The organism is Streptomyces sp. NPDC040545, from assembly GCF_055595065.1.
This window is the reverse complement of sequence record NZ_JBVIWA010000001.1, coordinates 977,381-993,000: the sequence shown is the minus strand read 5'-3', so window position 1 is coordinate 993,000 and position 15,620 is coordinate 977,381. Positions and strand designations below refer to the sequence as shown.

The following is a 15,620-nucleotide window of genomic DNA, read 5'->3' as shown; positions in this document are numbered from 1 at the left end:
GCCCGGGCGCCCCCGGGCGGGGTCCGGAGGGGGCTCAGGCGGACCGGGTCGCGGCCCACTCGTGGGAGAGGATCGACCATACCTCGGTGTCCTGGCGGACTCCGCGGTGGAGGTAGTTCTCCCGCATGACGCCCTCACGGGTCATACCGAGGCGCGCGGCCACGGCGAGGCTCTTCTTGTTGCCGGAGGCCGCGTGCCACTCGACGCGGTGCATTCCGCGCTCGCCGAAGGCGTAGTCGATCAGGACCTGGCAGGCCTTGGTGACCAGGCCGCGGCCGGCTGCGCCGGGCTCCAGCCAGCAGCCGATCTCGCAGTTGCCGTGGTGCGCCTCGAACACCGGGAAGAGGACCCCGCCCACCAGGGTGCCGTCGAGCCGGATACCGAAGAACCGGGCGCCGTCCTCCCCCGCCGTCGCCGCGTACTTGGCGAGCAGGGCCCTGGCGGAGTCGAGGTCGGTGGCCCGGTCCGGGAAGCCGACGTACTGGCCTATGAATTCGCGTCCGCGCTCGATGTGCGCGAAGAACTCCTGGGCGTGCCGGGCCTCGAGCGGGAACAGCTGGGCATCTTCGGCGAGGTCTATCGAGAACATGCTCGGTCTTCCTTGGGACTCGTGCGGCGGGTGGCCGGATCACCGGGAGGTGGTGGCGGGCTCGGCGCTGTCCTCGCTCGTGGCAAGGTCCGCGGCGGGCCGCTGCCTCGGAAGTCTCGCATGCGGGTGGCGTTCGGGGGGCTCGATGCTGATGCGGGGCAGACACCGGTCGAGCCAGGCGGGCAGCCACCAGTTGGCCCCGCCGAGCATGTGCATCAGGGCCGGGACCAGGAGGGTGCGCAGCACGAAGGCGTCGAGGGCCACGGCCGCGGCGAGCGCGATGCCGAACATCGCGATGATCCGGTCGCCGCTGAGTACGAAGGCCAGGAAGACGGAGATCATGATGACGGCCGCCGAGTTGATGACCCGGCTGGTCTCGGCGAGGCCCACGCGCACGGCCCGCCGGTTGTCGCCGGTCTCCAGCCACTCCTCGTACATCCGGCTGACGAGGAAGACCTGATAGTCCATCGACAGTCCGAAGAGGACGGACACCATGATCACGGGCAGGAACGGTTCGATGGGGCCGGCGCGGCCCAGGCCCAGCAGCTCACTGCCCCAGCCCCATTGGAAGATCGCGACCACGACGCCGAAGGAAGAGGCGACGGCGGCGACGTTCATGGCCGCCGCCTTGAGCGGGATGCCGATGGACCGGAAGGCCAGCAGCAGGAGCACGCAGCCGAGGGCGATGACCACACCGACGAAGAGCGGCAGCTTCCCGATGATGACCTCGGCGAAGTCGTCGTAGGCGGCCGTCACACCGCCGACGTGGACCTCCATGGAGTTGCCGTGCCCGGCGGCCGGGATGACGTCCTGGCGGAGTCTGTCGACGAGGTCGCTCGTGGCCCGGGACTGCGGGGCGGAGTCCGGTACGACGGTCAGGACGGCGGTGTCGCCGCTGCGGTTGAGGACGGCGGGGCCGGTGGAGGCGACGCCCTCGGTCGTGCGCAGGGCCCGCGCCAGCTGGTCCACGGCGAGCCGGTCGCCGGCGCCGTCCAGCCGGGCGACGACGGTGAGCGGACCGTTGGTACCGGGGCCGAAGCCCTCCGCCAGCAGGTCGTAGGCCTGCCGGGTGGTGGAGGTGGCGGGGTTGTTGCCCTGGTCGGACGTGCCCAGATGGAGGGAGAGGGTGGGCAGGGCCAGCACCAGCATGACCACGCTGGCGACCAGGCCCAGCAGCTTGGGGTGCCGCTCGACGAAGACGGACCAGCGGGCGGCGAAGCCGGAGGCCTGCTCGGGACGCGGTCCCTCGGCGGCGAGCTTGCGGCGCTCGCGGCGCGAGAGGGCACGCATGCCTATGTACGAGAGGAGGGCGGGCAGCAGGGTGACCGAGGCGGCGACCGTCAGGACCACCGTCACGGAGGCCGCTATCGCGACGCCGTTCAGGAAGTTCAGCCGCAGCACCAGCATGCCGAGCAGGGCGATGCAGACGGTGGCACCGGCGAAGACGACGGCCCGGCCGGTGGTGGCGACGGCGTTCGCGGCCGCCTCCTCGACCGTGCTGCCCCGCGCCAGGCCCTTGCGGTGCCGGGTGACGATGAACAGCGCGTAGTCGATGCCCACGCCGAGGCCGATGAGGGTGCCGAGCATCGGGGCGAAGTCGGCGACCGGCATCGCGTGCCCGAGCAGGGTGATGCCGAAATAGGCGGTGCCCACGCTGACCAGGGCGGTCGCGATGGGCAGCAGGCTCGCGGCGAGCGAGCCGAAGGCGAGGAAGAGGACCAGGGCCGCGACGGCGACACCGATGACCTCGGCGAGGTGCGCGGTGGGGGCCTCGGTGAGCTGGATGGCGCGGCCGCCCAGTTCGACCTGGAGTCCGCCGGCCTCGGTGGTGGGGTTCTTCGCCGCGTCGACGACCGCTCGGGCCTGGGCCTTGGGTACGGAGTCGGCCTGCTGGTCGAAGGTCACCACCGCGTAGGCGGTCCGCCCGTCGGGGCTGATCCGTGCGGCGCTCTCGGGGGCGGGACCGTAAGGTCCGGCGACCGATCCGACGCCGGGGAGCCCGGCGACGTCCGCCAGTGCCCGGCTCATGCGCTGCTCGATGTCCGGGGTACGCACGTTCTGCCGGTCCGGGGCCCGCCACACGATGGTGTCGGTGTCGCCGCCCTGGCCGTGGAAGGCCTCGCGCAGGAGGGCGTTCGCCTTGCCGGACTCGGTGCCGGGGACCTCGTAGTTGTTGGAGAACGCCGACCCGGCGGTCACCGCGGCCGCTGCGGTCCCGCCGAGCGCGAGCAGCCAGATCAGGACGGTGAGGAGGCGGTGGCGCATGCACCAGCGTGCGATTACAGCCAACGGACGTGCTCCCTGGTGGTTCGGATCTTTACCGGGAGGCAGCCCGTCGCAAAGAACGCATGAACGCGTGAAGGCCCGGCCGAGGGGCCCGGGGGATCACCCCGGGAAGGCTCGGCCCAGATGGTCTACACCCTCCACGATCTCAGCGTTTCGTGATCGTTGGCCCGTTTCGTGTGCATCGTCACAGCGCGGGACGGCGCCCTGGGTGTAGGACCCGGCCTGCAGCTGGGTTTCGGGCTCGTCCACCCGGTAGCCCGGGATCGACGGCCACCGGACGGTGAGGACGACGGCGTCCTCCTCCGCGTACCAGGAGTGGTCGACGCCGCGCCCCCAGAGCACGTAGTCCCCCTGCTCGGCGAGGACGACGGTGCGCCCCGGGAACTCCAGCCGGAAGCGCCCGCTGATCAGCACCAGCAGTGCGGTGCGCTTCTCGGCGGTCGCCCACCGCTCCCGTTCGTCGCCCTTCGGGTGGACACCCCATTTGATCTCCACGTCCTCGCTGTGACGGGGATCGGAGGGGTCCTTGAAGTGGCCGAGGAGCCAGCCGCGGTCGGCGGCGGCGTCGGGGGTGGCCTTACCGGTGTAGATGGTGGAGTCGTGGTTCACGGGGGTGAGGCTAATGCAGTTGTGGCGGCCGCCCGACACTGGTGAGCTGGGACGATGACGATCGATCTGGATGAACTGATGAAGGTGCGCGCCCGCTTCGACGCCGAGGTGCGCGAGGGTGCGCAGGCGGACGCCCCGCCGGCGAGCGTGGAGCGGGCGGGCGCCGTCGTACGGCACGTCGCGCCCGCGCTCGGGTGGAACGGTGTGCTCTGGTCGGACCTCGACGAGGGGACGGCGGACGCGGAGATCGCGGCGCAGGTGGCGTTCTTCGCGGGGCGCGGCTGTGCGGAGTTCGAGTGGAAGCTGTACGACTACGACCGGCCCGCCGACCTCGGGGACCGGCTGCGGGCGGCGGGGTTCGTACCGGAGCCGCCCGAGACCCTGATGGTGGGCCTGGCGTCCGAGCTCGCGAAGCTGCCGGTGGAGCCGCCGGAGGGGATCACCCTGCGGGTGGTGACGGACGAGGCCGGCGTCGACCTGATGATGCAGGTCCACGCGGGCGCCTTCGGGAGGGAGCGGCCGCGGCTCCGGGAGCAGTTGCTCGGCAAGCTGCGTGAGGAGCCTGAGACGATCGCCGCGGTGCTCGCGATGGCGGGCGACACCCCCGTGAGCGCGGCCCGCATGGAGATGCGGCCGGGCCTGGCCTTCGCGGGCCTGTGGGGCGGCGGCACGATCCCCGAGTGGCGCGGCCGGGGCCTCTACCGCCTGCTGGTCGCCCACCGCGCCCGGCTGGCGGCGGAGCTCGGTATCGCCTACCTGCAGGTGGACGCGTCGGACGACAGCCGCCCGATCCTGGAGCGGCTGGGCTTCGGGGTCCTGGGCGTGACGGTGCCCTACATGTGGACCGACGGCGCCTCGTAGAGCGGGGCGGGACGGGCTCTATGCCGGCCCGCGGACAGCGGGCAAGATCACTGCCATGGAACGTATCAGCCCGCCCCTGACCGGGGACGAACGCGAGACCCTCCGGACCTTCCTGGACTACCACCGGGCCACCCTCGCCTGGAAGTGCGAGGACCTCACCGACGAGCAGCTGCGGCGCGCCTCGATGCCCCCGTCCACGCTGTCCCTGCTCGGGCTGGTCCGGCACATGGCCGAGGTCGAAAGGCACTGGTTCCGCCGCGTCCTCGACGGCGAGGACCTCCCGCACCTGTGGTCGGACACCCACGACTTCCAGGCCGCCTACGACGCCTCCGGATCCAGCCGCGCCGAGGCGTTCACCGCCTGGCAGGAGGAAGTCGCGCACGCCCGCCGGATCGAGGCCGCGGCCGAGTCCCTGGACGTGACGGCGTACGTGCCGAGCTGGGAGGAGGAGGCATCGCTGCGTCTGGTGATGCTTCACCTCATCCACGAGTACGCCCGCCACAACGGCCACGCCGACTTCCTCCGCGAGGGGATCGACGGCGCCACCGGCGCCTGACCGGGCCGAAAGGCTCCTGCGGGTGCGGGCGGCAGGGGGCTGCTCTAGCGTCGGACGCAGGAGGGGAATCCCTGCCGAGCCGGTCCGGGCGGGGGACCCGGTCCTGGCGGCCGGACCCCGGCCGCGGGCGCTCGGCGCTGTTCCCGCGCGGATCCGGCACTTCCGGGTACCGGGGCGCGCGACGATCCCGGAGAGCAGGTGCGTCCCATGCGCACGTCGACCCGTATCGCAGGTGTCCTCAGCGGCCTGACCCTCGTGCTCGGTGGCGCGGCCTTCGCGGCCCCCGCCGCCCACGCGGACGTCTCGGCCTGCATCAACCAGGTCGAGCGGGAGCTGCAGGGCGGCGAGGCGCCGGAATCCGTCCGCGCGGCGTGTTCCGCCGGGTACTCCGGTCAGCACGAGCAGTGCGTGAGCGGGCTGACCAAGGGCGGTGTGACCAACGGGACCGCGGTGAGCGCCTGCAAGGCCTCCGCCCAGTAGCCGGCCCGCGTCGCCGGCCCGGCTGGCCGGCCCGCGTCGTCGGCCCCCGTCGTCGGCCCGGCCACCTGTGCGGCCCGTCCGCACCACCGGTGCCGGACGGGCCCGGAGGCCGCGGGCCGCGGACACCGCTGGCCGTCTCAGGCCTGCGGCCGCCAGTAGCCCAGCGCGTTCACCCGGTGCTTGGGCAGGGCCAGTTCCTTGCGCAGGTACGCCGTCAGGGCGCGCGTCGTCACCGTGTCGCAGGCCAGCCAGACGTACGCCGCCTCCGGGTCCGCGGCCAGCGCGGGAAGCTCGGCGCGTACCCGGTCGGCCAGGTCCGTACCGCTGCGCCGCACCCGGCGGATGTCGTGCCGGCCCGGTTCCACCCGCATCGGCAGCCACTCGTCCGAGTCGTGCTGCGTCTCGAACCAGATGGTCGCCGGGGTCTCGGGGTACGTGTCCAGCAGCGAGTTGACCGCCGGAAGGGACGCGGAGTCCCCGATGACGAGCAGCCGCTCCGGGGCCGGTGCCGGTGCCGTGAATCCGGTGCCCTGGACGGTGGCCTCGACCGTGTCGCCCGGCTTGGCGTCCCGTGCCCAGGCACTGGCGACCCCGTCGTGCAGGGCGAACTCGAAGCTGAACGTGCCCGCTTGCGGATCCGGGTCCACCAGTGTGTAGGCCCGCTGGTGCGGCTTGCCCGCGCCCTGGAACCAGACGCGTACCCACATCGTCGGGTGCAGCGATTCGCCCGCGGCCGCGAGCAGCCCGCCGTCCGTGAAGCTCACGCGGCGGTAGTGCTCCGTGAGGTCTTCCGCTCCCGTCACCGTGAACGTGAAGTCCTTGCCCCGCATGAGCTTGAGGACCACGCCCTCCCAGCCCTTGCCGACAGCCATGCCCAACCCCTCCCCTGACACCCCTATAGTTAGGTCAGCCTAACCTAAACGCGCGTCGGGGAAGAGTGTGAGCAGCGTGAGCAGTGCCAGCAGCGAGAGCGGCGAGGCCCGGTCGTACGGGGCGGACCGGGACGAGCCCCCCGTGGACAGCCCTGTGGAGACCCCTGTGGAGACCCCGGAATCCTACGGTGTCTTCCGCGACCGGTGGGGCATCCCCCACCTGCGGGCATCCGACGAACTCGGCCTCGTCCACGCCCAGGGCCGCGTCACCGCCTTCGACCGCGCCTGGCAGCTGGAGGTCGAACGGCACCGTTCCGAGGGTTCCAGCGCCTCCTTCCTCGGCGCGGACGCCGTGACCTGGGACCGCTTCGCCCGCCAGGCCCGGCTGGCCGACACGGCCCGCCGCTGCTACGAGGCCATGGAGGCCGGCGACCCCGGCACCGCCGCCTGGGTGCGCGCGTACGTGGACGGCGTCAACGACGGCCTCGCCGCCGGCGCCGCCCGTGACGAGCGCTTCGCGCGCACGGGTCTGACCCCCACCCCCTGGGAACCGTGGGTGCCGCTGGCCATCTGGATCGCCACGCACATCCTGTTCGCCGGTTTCGCCACCAAGCTGTGGCGCGAGCGCGTGGCGCGCGCCCTCGGCGACGAGGCGGTCACCCTCTTCGCGACCGACGGCCCCGGCACGGCCGGCAGCAACGGCTGGCTGGTGCCGGGCGACCGCACCACCACCGGTTCGGCGATCATCGCGGGTGACCCGCACCGCTTCATCGAGGACCCGGGCGTCTACCAGCAGATACGTCTCTCCTGCCCCGACTACGACGTGCTGGGCCTCGCCGTCCCCGGCGTCCCCGGCCTCGGCCACTTCGGGCACACCGGCACCGCCGCCTGGGCGATCACCAACGCGATGTCCGACTACCAGGACCTGTACGTCGAGCAGTTGCGCCGCGGTGACGGCGGCGCCACCTGGGCCCTCGGCGCGGACGGCGCCTGGGAGCCCGTCTCCCGGCACACCGAGACCATCACCGTGGCCGGCGGCGACGACGTCGAGGTGGAGATCCTGGAGACCCCCCGCGGCCCGGTGATCATCCACGCGGACGGCGACCCCGGCGCCGACCCCGACGCCGGGGGGCACGCCGACGGCAGCGCCCAGACCCTCTCCCTGCGCTACCCGCCGCGGGTCCGCCTGGACCTCGGCTTCGCCGCCCTCCCCGCGCTGCTGCGCGCCCGCACCGTCGCCGACATCGACCGCGCCTTCGACGGCTGGGCCGAGCCGGTCAACGTCGTCCACGCCGCCGACTCCGCGGGCGGCCTGCTGCACCGCGTGGCGGGCGCCGTGCCGCTGCGCCACCGCACCAACCGGCTGCGTCCGGTGCCCGCCTGGGACCCGCAGCACGCCTGGCAGGGCTGGGCCCCGACCCCCGCGGAGCCGGTGCAGGGCTTCGCCGTGATGGCGAACGCGCGCGGCATCGCCTCCCCGCTCGGCGTGGAGTTCGCGCCCCCGCACCGCGCCAACCGCATCCGCGAGCTGCTCAGCGGCTCCGCGGACTGGTCCCCGAAGGCGATGGCCGACGTACACCGGGACACGCACCTGGCCTCGGCCGCGCCCCTGCTCGCGCTGCTGCCCGGCTTCGAGGACCTGACCCCGGCGGCGCAGGCCCTGCGCACCCGGCTGCTGGCCTGGGACCGGCACATGGCGGCCGACAGCACCGACGCCACCGTCTTCTCGGCCTTCCGCAGCGCGACCGTACGCCGCTTCGCCGCCGACCCCGTCTTCGAGGGCCTGTGGGGGGCGCCCACCGGGCCTGCGGTCTTCCACCCGTGGCTGTACCTGGTCCCGCGAATCGGCTACGCCCTCGAAGGGCTGCTCACCACGTCCCTCGTTCCCGGCCTCGACCGTGCGGGGCACGTGCGGGCCGCCCTGGAGGAGACGGCCGCGGCCGACACCCCCGACACCCCCTGGTCGCAGGTGCACCGCCTGACCCCCTGGCAGGCCGTGCCCGACCTGGAGGCCACGGACTGGCCCGGTCTCGGCGGCGACCACGACTGCGTGAACGCCACCTCCACCGTCCCCGGTTTCACCGACCTCACCGCCCGCGCGTCGGCGGCCCGTTACGTCTGGGACCTCGCCCGACGCGAGGACAGCCTGTGGGCGGTCCCGCTGGGCGCGGACGGCGTCACCGGCTCGCCCCACCACCGCGACCAGCTGCCCCTGTGGGCACAGGGCGAACTCGTCCCCGTCGTCACCGACTGGGCCCGGCTCACCAAGGAATCGACATGACCTCCGCCATTTCCGTCGGACAGCCCGTATTCACCCAGGTCGTCGAGGGCTTCGGCACCGTCACCATCACCCCCGTCGACCCCGCGGCCGACTCCGCGCTGATCCACAGCTGGGTCACGCAGGAGCGGGCCCGTTTCTGGGGCATGGGCGAGGCCAGCCGCGAACTGGTCCAGGAGATCTACGAGGACGTCGACCGCCGCACCACCCACCACGCCTTCATGGTGAGCCGCGACGGCGAGCAGGTGGCACTGTTCCAGACGTACGACTGCGCCGAGGACCGGGTCAGCGAGTGCTACGAGGTCCAGCCCGGTGACGTCGGCGTGCACCTGCTGATCGGCCCGACCACGGGCGCGCCGGAGCACGGCTTCACCGGCTGCCTGATGACCGTCTTCATCGCGTTCGTGTTCTCCGACGACGCCGCGCGGCGCGTGGTCGTCGAACCGGACGCCCGCAACACCAAGGCCATCTCCCTCATGGAGCGCACCGGCTTCGTCCTCGGACCGGAGGTCGTGCTCCCGGAGATCGACCTGCCCGAGGTCTACCTCCCGGCCAAGCCGGCCCGGCTGGCCTTCCTCACCACTGCGGAGGCCGCGCAGGCGGCGGGCTGACCGGAGCCGCCCCTTCCACCGGGCGCCCGGTGGAAGGGTGAACCCCGATGGGGATTCCCGATTCCCATTGACCGCGTGCGCCTCCCCCCTGGAAGCTGATGCCCTCTCAAAGCACCTTGAGGTGGGGGACATTGACCAGTCAGAACCTGCACATCGGTCCGGACGCGGCGGCCGACCGGTACCGCCTGCTCCGCTCGATCGGGCGCGGCGGGGAGGCCGTGCTCTATCTCGCCGAGATCGAACTCGCCGGCGGAGCCGAACCCGTGGTCGTCAAAGTGCTCGACTCCAAGACGACCATCACGCCGGACGTCTTCGACCGGATCAGCCAGAAGTGGAACGAGCAGGCCGAGCTGCTGCGGTTCGTCCACCGGCCCGGTGTCGTGGGCGTGCGCGAGCACTTCGAGGGGCCGCCGATCCACCGGCCCGGGGAGTCCTCGACCCTGACCGGGCGGGCGCTCGTCCTCGTCATGAACCACGTCGACGGGCTCGACCTGCGGGACTGGCGGGCCGAGCGGACGCTGGCCACCGCCGCCGAGCGGCGTGAGGTGATGCGCACGCTGGAGCAGCTGGCGGACGTACTGGACTGGCTGCACTCGGGCAAGGCCACCCCGTCCGGGCGCCAGGTCGTCCACGGCGACCTCTCCCCCGGCAATGTGATGGTCGACGCGCATGGGCAGGCCACCCTGGTGGACTTCGGCCTCAGCAAGCTGACCGCCGACCACCAGACGGCCGAGGTCTGGTTCACCCCGGGCTACGCGGCGCCCGAGGTCTTCGACGGCAAGCGGACCCCGGGCACGGACCGGTACGCCTTCGGGGCGATCGCGTACTTCCTGCTGAGCGGGGAGTCCCCGCCCGCCACCCCGGAGCAGCTGGCGCAGGCGCTGACCGCGCTGCCGCAGATCGCCGTACTGGACGCCGAGCAGCGGGCGCGGATCACCGCGATCTACTCGGCCGACCCGGGGAAGCGGCCGGTGAACCTGGCCGGCTGGATGAAGGACATCCGCCACGCGGTGGTGTCCACGACCACCGCCACCTCGCAGCGGGCCGCCCAGGAGGCCCCGCCGCGCCCGGCCGCCCCGCCGCAGCCCGTGGTCCCGCCGCAGCCCGCGAGCCCGCCGCCGGTGGCGGCGGCGCCGCCCGCCCACACCCCGATCGCGCACGCGGTTCCGGCGGCGCCCCGGGAACCCGTGCCGGTACCGGACCGGGCGACCGCCCCGGAGACGGTGCCGGATCCGGCGGCGACGGCCGCGGCGGAGCCCGTCCCGGCGGCCGTGCCCGCCGGGTACGGGCCGACGTACAACCTGAACCCGGCACCGGCACCGCCCCCGGAGCCCGTGCGCCCGAAGAAGCGGCGGACCGGCCTGGTCCTGGGCTCGGTGGCCACGGTGCTGGTACTGGCCGCCCTCGCGGTGGCCGGCGTGCAGCTGCTGGCCGACAAGGACCGGGACACGGGGCAGGCCTCGGGCGCGGACGGACCGGTGGCCGCCGCCTCCAGCCGGCAGCCGTCCTCCCCGGACGCGACGCCGACGCCGACCGCCGGAAGCCCGTCGGCCTCGGCCGACACCCTGGTGGAGCCCACCGCGACCGCGTCGAAGCCCGCGAACGGCACCGCGCCCGGCGTCAACGCGGCCGATCTGACCGTCATGAACCCCGTGAACGGCCTGGGCGAGTTCGCGGTCGGGGCGGCGAAGATCAACACCAAGCAGTACGGCGCGGCGTTCATCGCCGACCTGGGCTGCAACGGCGATGCGATCGCGGAGTTCGACCTCAACCGCGAGTGGAAGTTCCTGGACTTCACGGCCGGGATCGACGACGGTTCCACCAACGAGAAGGGGCGCGTCAGCATCTCGCTCGACGGCCAGCCGGCCGCCTTCTCCGAACTCGTCGCCCTCGGCAAGCCGATCACCAAGAGGGTGGAGGTGAACGGTGCCCTGCGGCTGCGCATCAAGGTGGACGCCGGCTGCGACATGGGCAAGGTGGTCATCGCCGCCCCGCAGCTGACGCGCTGACGAAGCGGCGGCCCCCCGAGCGGGTCCCGGTCCGGTCTCAGCCCACGCCGAGGTCGGCGCGCATGGCCTCTCGCATCACCCGGAGCGGGTCCCAGATCTCCTGCTGGGCCCGCGCCGCCGTCTCCATCGATTCTCCCGGCGCCGGCGCGCCCCGCTCCAGGCGCTTGACCTGCCCGTAGACCGCGGTCAGGGCGTGGTGGACCAGCGTCGCCGGCGCGAGGACCGGATCGGGGGCGACCATCTGCGCCTCCGAGTAGCGGTCCCGGAAGGCGTCCTTCGCGGCGTCGAGCGCGGCCCGGTCCGCCGTGTCGACGGTGCGTTCCCGCAGGGTGTGCAGGTGCTGGTTGAGTGCGGTGGTGAACTGCCGGGCGTCCCGGTTGAGGTTCGCGTAGCACGTGCGCCGCAGCGCCCGGTTCTCCCGTAGCTCGTCGTGGGCGCGCACGAGCTCGATCTCGCGGCGCTTCGCGCGCTCCGCACCCCGCTGGGTGAGCAGCGCGCCGCCCAGCGTTCCCGCGACACCCGCCACCGCGATGACCATCGCACCGATCTCCACCGGTCCACCCCCTGCGTCCGACGATCGCGCGCCCCTCGCGCGCGATCACCCCGGACACAGTCTGCACGCACGGCGGCCCCGCACCGAAGGTTCCGGTGCGGGGCCGCCTGTGCGTGCGGAAGGGTTACTCGGAGACGCCCAGGCGCTCCAGGATGAGTTCCTTGACGCGGGCCGCGTCGGCCTGGCCGCGGGTGGTCTTCATGACCGCGCCGACCAGGGCGCCGACGGCGGCGATCTTGCCGCCGCGGATCTTGTCCGCGATGGCCGCGTTGCCCGCGATGGCCTCGTCCACGGCCGCGCCGAGCGCGCCCTCGTCCGAGACGACCTTCAGGCCGCGCTTCTCGACGACCTCGTCCGGGCTGCCCTCACCGGCGAGGACGCCTTCGAGGACCTTGCGGGCCAGCTTGTCGTTGAGCGAACCGTCGGCGACCAGGGCCGCGACCCGGGCCACCTCGGCCGGGGTGATCGGCAGCTCGTCGACGACGACGCCCTGCTCGTTGGCGTTACGGGCCAGCTCGCCCATCCACCACTTGCGCGCGGCGGCCGAGTCGGCACCGGCCTCGATCGTGGCGACGATGGAGTCCACCGCGCCCGCGTTGAGGATCGACTGCATGTCGTGCTCGGTGACGCCCCACTCCTCGCGGAGCCGGTTGCGGCGCACGCGCGGCATCTCGGGCAGACCGGCGCGCAGCTCCTCGACCCAGTCGCGGGCCGGGGCGACGGGGACCAGGTCGGGCTCCGGGAAGTACCGGTAGTCCTCGGCGTTGTCCTTGATGCGGCCGGCCGTGGTGGAGCCGTCCTCCTCGTGGAAGTGCCGGGTCTCCTGCACGATCGTGCCGCCCGACGAGAGCACCGCCGCGTGGCGCTGGATCTCGAAGCGGGCCGCGCGCTCCACGGAACGCAGGGAGTTGACGTTCTTGGTCTCCGAGCGGGTGCCGAACTCGGACTCGGGGGTCGGGCGCAGCGACAGGTTCACGTCGCAGCGCATCTGGCCCTTGTCCATGCGGGCCTCGGAGACGCCGAGCGCCTTGATGACCTCGCGCAGCTCGGCGACGTACGCCTTGGCGACCTCGGGGGCCCGCTCGCCCGCACCCTCGATCGGCTTGGTGACGATCTCGATGAGCGGGATGCCGGCGCGGTTGTAGTCCAGCAGGGAGTGGGACGCACCGTGGATACGGCCGGTGGCGCCGCCGACGTGCAGCGACTTGCCGGTGTCCTCCTCCATGTGGGCGCGCTCGATCTCCACGCGGAAGATCTCGCCGTCCTCCAGCTGGACGTCCAGGAAGCCGTTGAAGGCGATGGGCTCGTCGTACTGGGAGGTCTGGAAGTTCTTCGGCATGTCCGGATAGAAGTAGTTCTTCCGGGCGAAGCGGCACCACTCGGCGATCTCGCAGTTCAGCGCGAGGCCGATCTTGATGGCCGACTCGACGCCGATCGCGTTGACGACCGGCAGGGAGCCGGGCAGGCCGAGGCAGGTCGGGCAGGTCTGCGAGTTGGGCTCGGCGCCCAGCTCGGTGGAGCAGCCGCAGAACATCTTGGTCTTGGTGCCGAGCTCGACATGGACCTCGAGGCCCATGACGGGGTCGTACGAGGCGAGAGCGTCCTCGTACGACATCAGTTCGGTGAAGGTGGTCACGGTGAAACTTTCCCTCTCAGCCCAGCAGGACGTCGTCGTCGCCCAGGCGCTTCAGCTCGCGGTACAGGATCGCGAGGCCGGTGACGATGGCGGCGGCGGACACGGCGGCGTCGACCAGCTTCAGCACGTCGTGCTCGCTGCGGGCCTTCTTGACCTGCTTGATCACGCTGATCGCGCCGAAGGCGGTGGTGCCGATCGACAGGTAGGTCCCGGTCTTGGACTTCTTGAAGCCCTTGGCCTTGGACAGTGCACTGGTGCTCACAGCGACGGTGCCTCCTCAAGCAGCGGGTGACCCCAACGCGCGACGAAGGCCGCCTCCACGGCGGCACCGACCTTGTAGAGCCGGTCGTCCTTCATCGCCGGGGCGATGATCTGGAGCCCGACCGGGAGACCGTCCTCCGGTGCCAGGCCGCAGGGGAGCGACATGGCGGAGTTGCCGGCCAGGTTGGTCGGGATGGTGCACAGGTCCGCGAGGTACATGGCGAGGGGGTCGTCGGTGCGCTCGCCGATCGGGAAGGCGGTGGTCGGGGTCGTCGGGGAGACGATCACGTCGACCTTCTCGAAGGACTTCTCGAAGTCCTGGGTGATGAGCGTGCGGACCTTCTGGGCGGAGCCGTAGTACGCGTCGTAGTAGCCGGAGCTGAGCGCGTACGTGCCGAGGATGATGCGGCGCTTGACCTCGTCGCCGAAGCCGGCTTCGCGGGTCAGGGCGGTGACGTCCTCGGCGGACTTCGTACCGTCGTCGCCGACGCGCAGGCCGTAGCGCATGGCGTCGAAGCGGGCCAGGTTGGAGGAGCACTCGGACGGCGCGATCAGGTAGTACGCGGCCATCGCGAGGTCGAAGGAGGGGCAGTCCAGCTCGACGATCTCGGCGCCGAGCTCCTTGAGGAGCTCCACCGACTCGTTGAAGCGCTGGACGACACCCGCCTGGTAGCCCTCACCGGCGAACTGCTTGACCACACCGACGCGCATGCCGGCGACGGAGCCGTTGCGGGCGGCCTCGACGACCGGCGGGACCGGGGCGTCGATGGAGGTGGAGTCGAGCGGGTCGTGCCCGGCGATCACCTCGTGCAGGAGCGCCGCGTCCAGGACCGTACGGGCGCAGGGCCCGCCCTGGTCGAGGGAGGAGGAGAAGGCGACCATGCCGTAGCGGGAGACACCGCCGTACGTGGGCTTCACGCCGACCGTGCCGGTGACGGCGGCGGGCTGGCGGATGGAGCCGCCGGTGTCCGTGCCGATCGCGAGCGGGGCCTGGAAGGCGGCGAGGGCCGCCGCGGAGCCGCCGCCGGAGCCGCCGGGGATCCGGGTGAGGTCCCAGGGGTTGCCGGTGGGGCCGTAGGCGCTGTTCTCGGTGGAGGACCCCATGGCGAACTCGTCCATGTTGGTCTTGCCGAGGATGACGACGTCGGCTTCCTTCAGCTTGCGCGTCAGGGTGGCGTCGTAGGGCGGGATCCAGCCTTCGAGGATCTTCGAACCGACGGTGGTCGGGACCCCGACGGTGGTGAAGATGTCCTTGAGGGCGAGGGGTACGCCGGCCAGCGGGCCGAGCTTCTCGCCGGCCTCGCGCTTGGCGTCGACGGCGCGGGCCTGGGCGAGCGCGCCCTCGCGGTCCACGTGCAGGAAGGCGTTGACCTTCTCGTCGGTGGCGTCGATGCGGGCCAGGTGGGCCTCGGTCACCTCGACGGCCGTGAGCTCGCCGGAGGCGATCTTCTCGGCGGTCTGGGCGGCCGTGAGCTTGATGATGTCGACCATGGTTGTTAGTCCTCCCCCAGGATCTGCGGCACCTTGAAACGCTGCTGCTCCTGGGCGGGAGCACCGGAGAGCGCCTGCTCGGGGGTGAGCGACGGACGGACCTCGTCCGCGCGCATGACGTTCGTCAGCGGCAGCGGGTGGGAGGTCGGCGGGACGTCTTGGTCGGCGACCTCGGAAACGCGGGCGACCGCGCCGATGATGTCGCCGAGCTGTCCGGCGAAGTGATCCAGCTCGTTGCTGGACAGCTCAAGGCGCGCCAGCCGAGCGAGGTGGACGACCTCCTCGCGCGTAATGCCAGGCATGCAGCGATCCTCTGGGGGTGGGTGGATGTGTAGTTTCGGTCCCAATCCTATGGGGCCGGGCCCCCGGCCAGCGAAACGGTTTGGCCCGGACCACTGCGCGAAGCCGGCAGACGCTGCCCGGTCCCGCGCCTCGATCGCCGGCGAGGCTGCAAGATCCAGCCCCGCCGGCGTTTGAGGCGCGGGGGCCGAGCCCCCGGCAGCGGCGCCGCGCCCGGCCGGGCCGACG

14 protein-coding genes and 1 pseudogene are annotated in these 15,620 nt (G+C 72.4%); 6 read left to right on the top strand and 9 right to left on the bottom strand.

Annotation, left to right across the window (positions count from 1 at the left end; translation table 11 throughout):
- Nucleotides 1-34: 34 nt before the first annotated feature.
- From ACZ573_RS04725 to ACZ573_RS04715, 3 genes and pseudogenes are all read right to left on the bottom strand, one after another.
- The gene (locus tag ACZ573_RS04725) at nucleotides 35-589 is read right to left on the bottom strand and encodes a GNAT family N-acetyltransferase (protein WP_471298889.1); all 555 of its coding nucleotides are present in this window, start codon (nucleotides 587-589) and stop codon (nucleotides 35-37) included.
- A 39-nt stretch (nucleotides 590-628) separates the two neighbouring features.
- On the bottom strand, nucleotides 629-2,878 hold the full coding sequence (locus tag ACZ573_RS04720) for an MMPL family transporter (RefSeq protein ID WP_471298886.1): 2,250 nt from the start codon (nucleotides 2,876-2,878) through the stop codon (nucleotides 629-631).
- 237 nt (nucleotides 2,879-3,115) lie between these two features.
- Nucleotides 3,116-3,484: pseudogene (locus ACZ573_RS04715) on the bottom strand (cupin domain-containing protein); the annotation flags it as partial.
- 54 nt (nucleotides 3,485-3,538) lie between these two features.
- On the opposite strand from ACZ573_RS04715, the gene ACZ573_RS04710 reads away from it, so the two are divergent.
- From ACZ573_RS04710 to ACZ573_RS04700, 3 genes are all read left to right on the top strand, one after another.
- Entirely contained in the window at nucleotides 3,539-4,345 is an 807-nt protein-coding gene (locus ACZ573_RS04710; protein WP_471298884.1) for a GNAT family N-acetyltransferase, read from the top strand.
- A gap of 55 nt (nucleotides 4,346-4,400) precedes the next feature.
- Entirely contained in the window at nucleotides 4,401-4,901 is a 501-nt protein-coding gene (locus ACZ573_RS04705) for a DinB family protein (protein WP_301366336.1), read from the top strand.
- Between the two features lie 207 nt (nucleotides 4,902-5,108).
- Nucleotides 5,109-5,381, top strand: coding sequence for a hypothetical protein (locus tag ACZ573_RS04700; protein WP_471298881.1), 273 nt, complete (start codon nucleotides 5,109-5,111; stop codon nucleotides 5,379-5,381).
- A gap of 137 nt (nucleotides 5,382-5,518) precedes the next feature.
- On the opposite strand, the gene ACZ573_RS04695 is transcribed toward ACZ573_RS04700, so the two are convergent.
- On the bottom strand, nucleotides 5,519-6,253 hold the full coding sequence (locus ACZ573_RS04695) for a siderophore-interacting protein (RefSeq protein WP_471298879.1): 735 nt from the start codon (nucleotides 6,251-6,253) through the stop codon (nucleotides 5,519-5,521).
- Nucleotides 6,254-6,407: 154 nt separating this feature from the next.
- On the opposite strand from ACZ573_RS04695, the gene ACZ573_RS04690 reads away from it, so the two are divergent.
- The 3 genes from ACZ573_RS04690 (at nucleotide 6,408) to ACZ573_RS04680 (ending at nucleotide 11,151) form a co-directional block, all read left to right on the top strand.
- Complete coding sequence (locus tag ACZ573_RS04690; RefSeq protein WP_471299092.1) at nucleotides 6,408-8,534, top strand: penicillin acylase family protein; 2,127 nt, start codon at nucleotides 6,408-6,410, stop codon at nucleotides 8,532-8,534.
- Nucleotides 8,531-9,142 carry a GNAT family N-acetyltransferase gene (locus tag ACZ573_RS04685; protein ID WP_471298877.1) on the top strand — a complete coding sequence of 204 codons (612 nt, stop codon included), beginning with the start codon at nucleotides 8,531-8,533 and terminating at the stop codon, nucleotides 9,140-9,142. Before ACZ573_RS04690 ends, ACZ573_RS04685 begins: the two co-directional genes overlap by 4 nt.
- Nucleotides 9,143-9,273: 131 nt before the next feature.
- A complete protein-coding gene (locus tag ACZ573_RS04680) occupies nucleotides 9,274-11,151 on the top strand; it encodes a protein kinase domain-containing protein (protein WP_471298875.1) in 1,878 nt (625 codons plus the stop codon).
- 37 nt (nucleotides 11,152-11,188) lie between these two features.
- Here ACZ573_RS04680 and ACZ573_RS04675 read toward each other — a convergent pair whose 3' ends face one another.
- The 5 genes from ACZ573_RS04675 to gatC all read right to left on the bottom strand — a co-directional run bounded on the left by ACZ573_RS04675 (nucleotide 11,189) and on the right by gatC (nucleotide 15,394).
- The gene (locus ACZ573_RS04675) at nucleotides 11,189-11,704 is read right to left on the bottom strand and encodes a hypothetical protein (protein WP_471298871.1); all 516 of its coding nucleotides are present in this window, start codon (nucleotides 11,702-11,704) and stop codon (nucleotides 11,189-11,191) included.
- Nucleotides 11,705-11,828: 124 nt separating this feature from the next.
- Nucleotides 11,829-13,319, bottom strand: a complete 1,491-nt coding sequence (gatB, locus tag ACZ573_RS04670; RefSeq protein ID WP_471299088.1) for an Asp-tRNA(Asn)/Glu-tRNA(Gln) amidotransferase subunit GatB — start codon at nucleotides 13,317-13,319, stop codon at nucleotides 11,829-11,831.
- A 37-nt stretch (nucleotides 13,320-13,356) separates the two neighbouring features.
- Nucleotides 13,357-13,602, bottom strand: a complete 246-nt coding sequence (locus ACZ573_RS04665; RefSeq protein ID WP_360903907.1) for a hypothetical protein — start codon at nucleotides 13,600-13,602, stop codon at nucleotides 13,357-13,359.
- Nucleotides 13,599-15,092, bottom strand: a complete 1,494-nt coding sequence (gene gatA, locus ACZ573_RS04660) for an Asp-tRNA(Asn)/Glu-tRNA(Gln) amidotransferase subunit GatA (protein WP_266379515.1) — start codon at nucleotides 15,090-15,092, stop codon at nucleotides 13,599-13,601. Before gatA ends, ACZ573_RS04665 begins: the two co-directional genes overlap by 4 nt.
- 5 nt (nucleotides 15,093-15,097) lie before the next feature.
- Nucleotides 15,098-15,394 (bottom strand): Asp-tRNA(Asn)/Glu-tRNA(Gln) amidotransferase subunit GatC, encoded by a 297-nt coding sequence (gene gatC, locus ACZ573_RS04655; protein WP_030010586.1) that lies wholly within the window; start codon nucleotides 15,392-15,394, stop codon nucleotides 15,098-15,100.
- Between the last annotated feature and the right edge of the window lie 226 nt (nucleotides 15,395-15,620).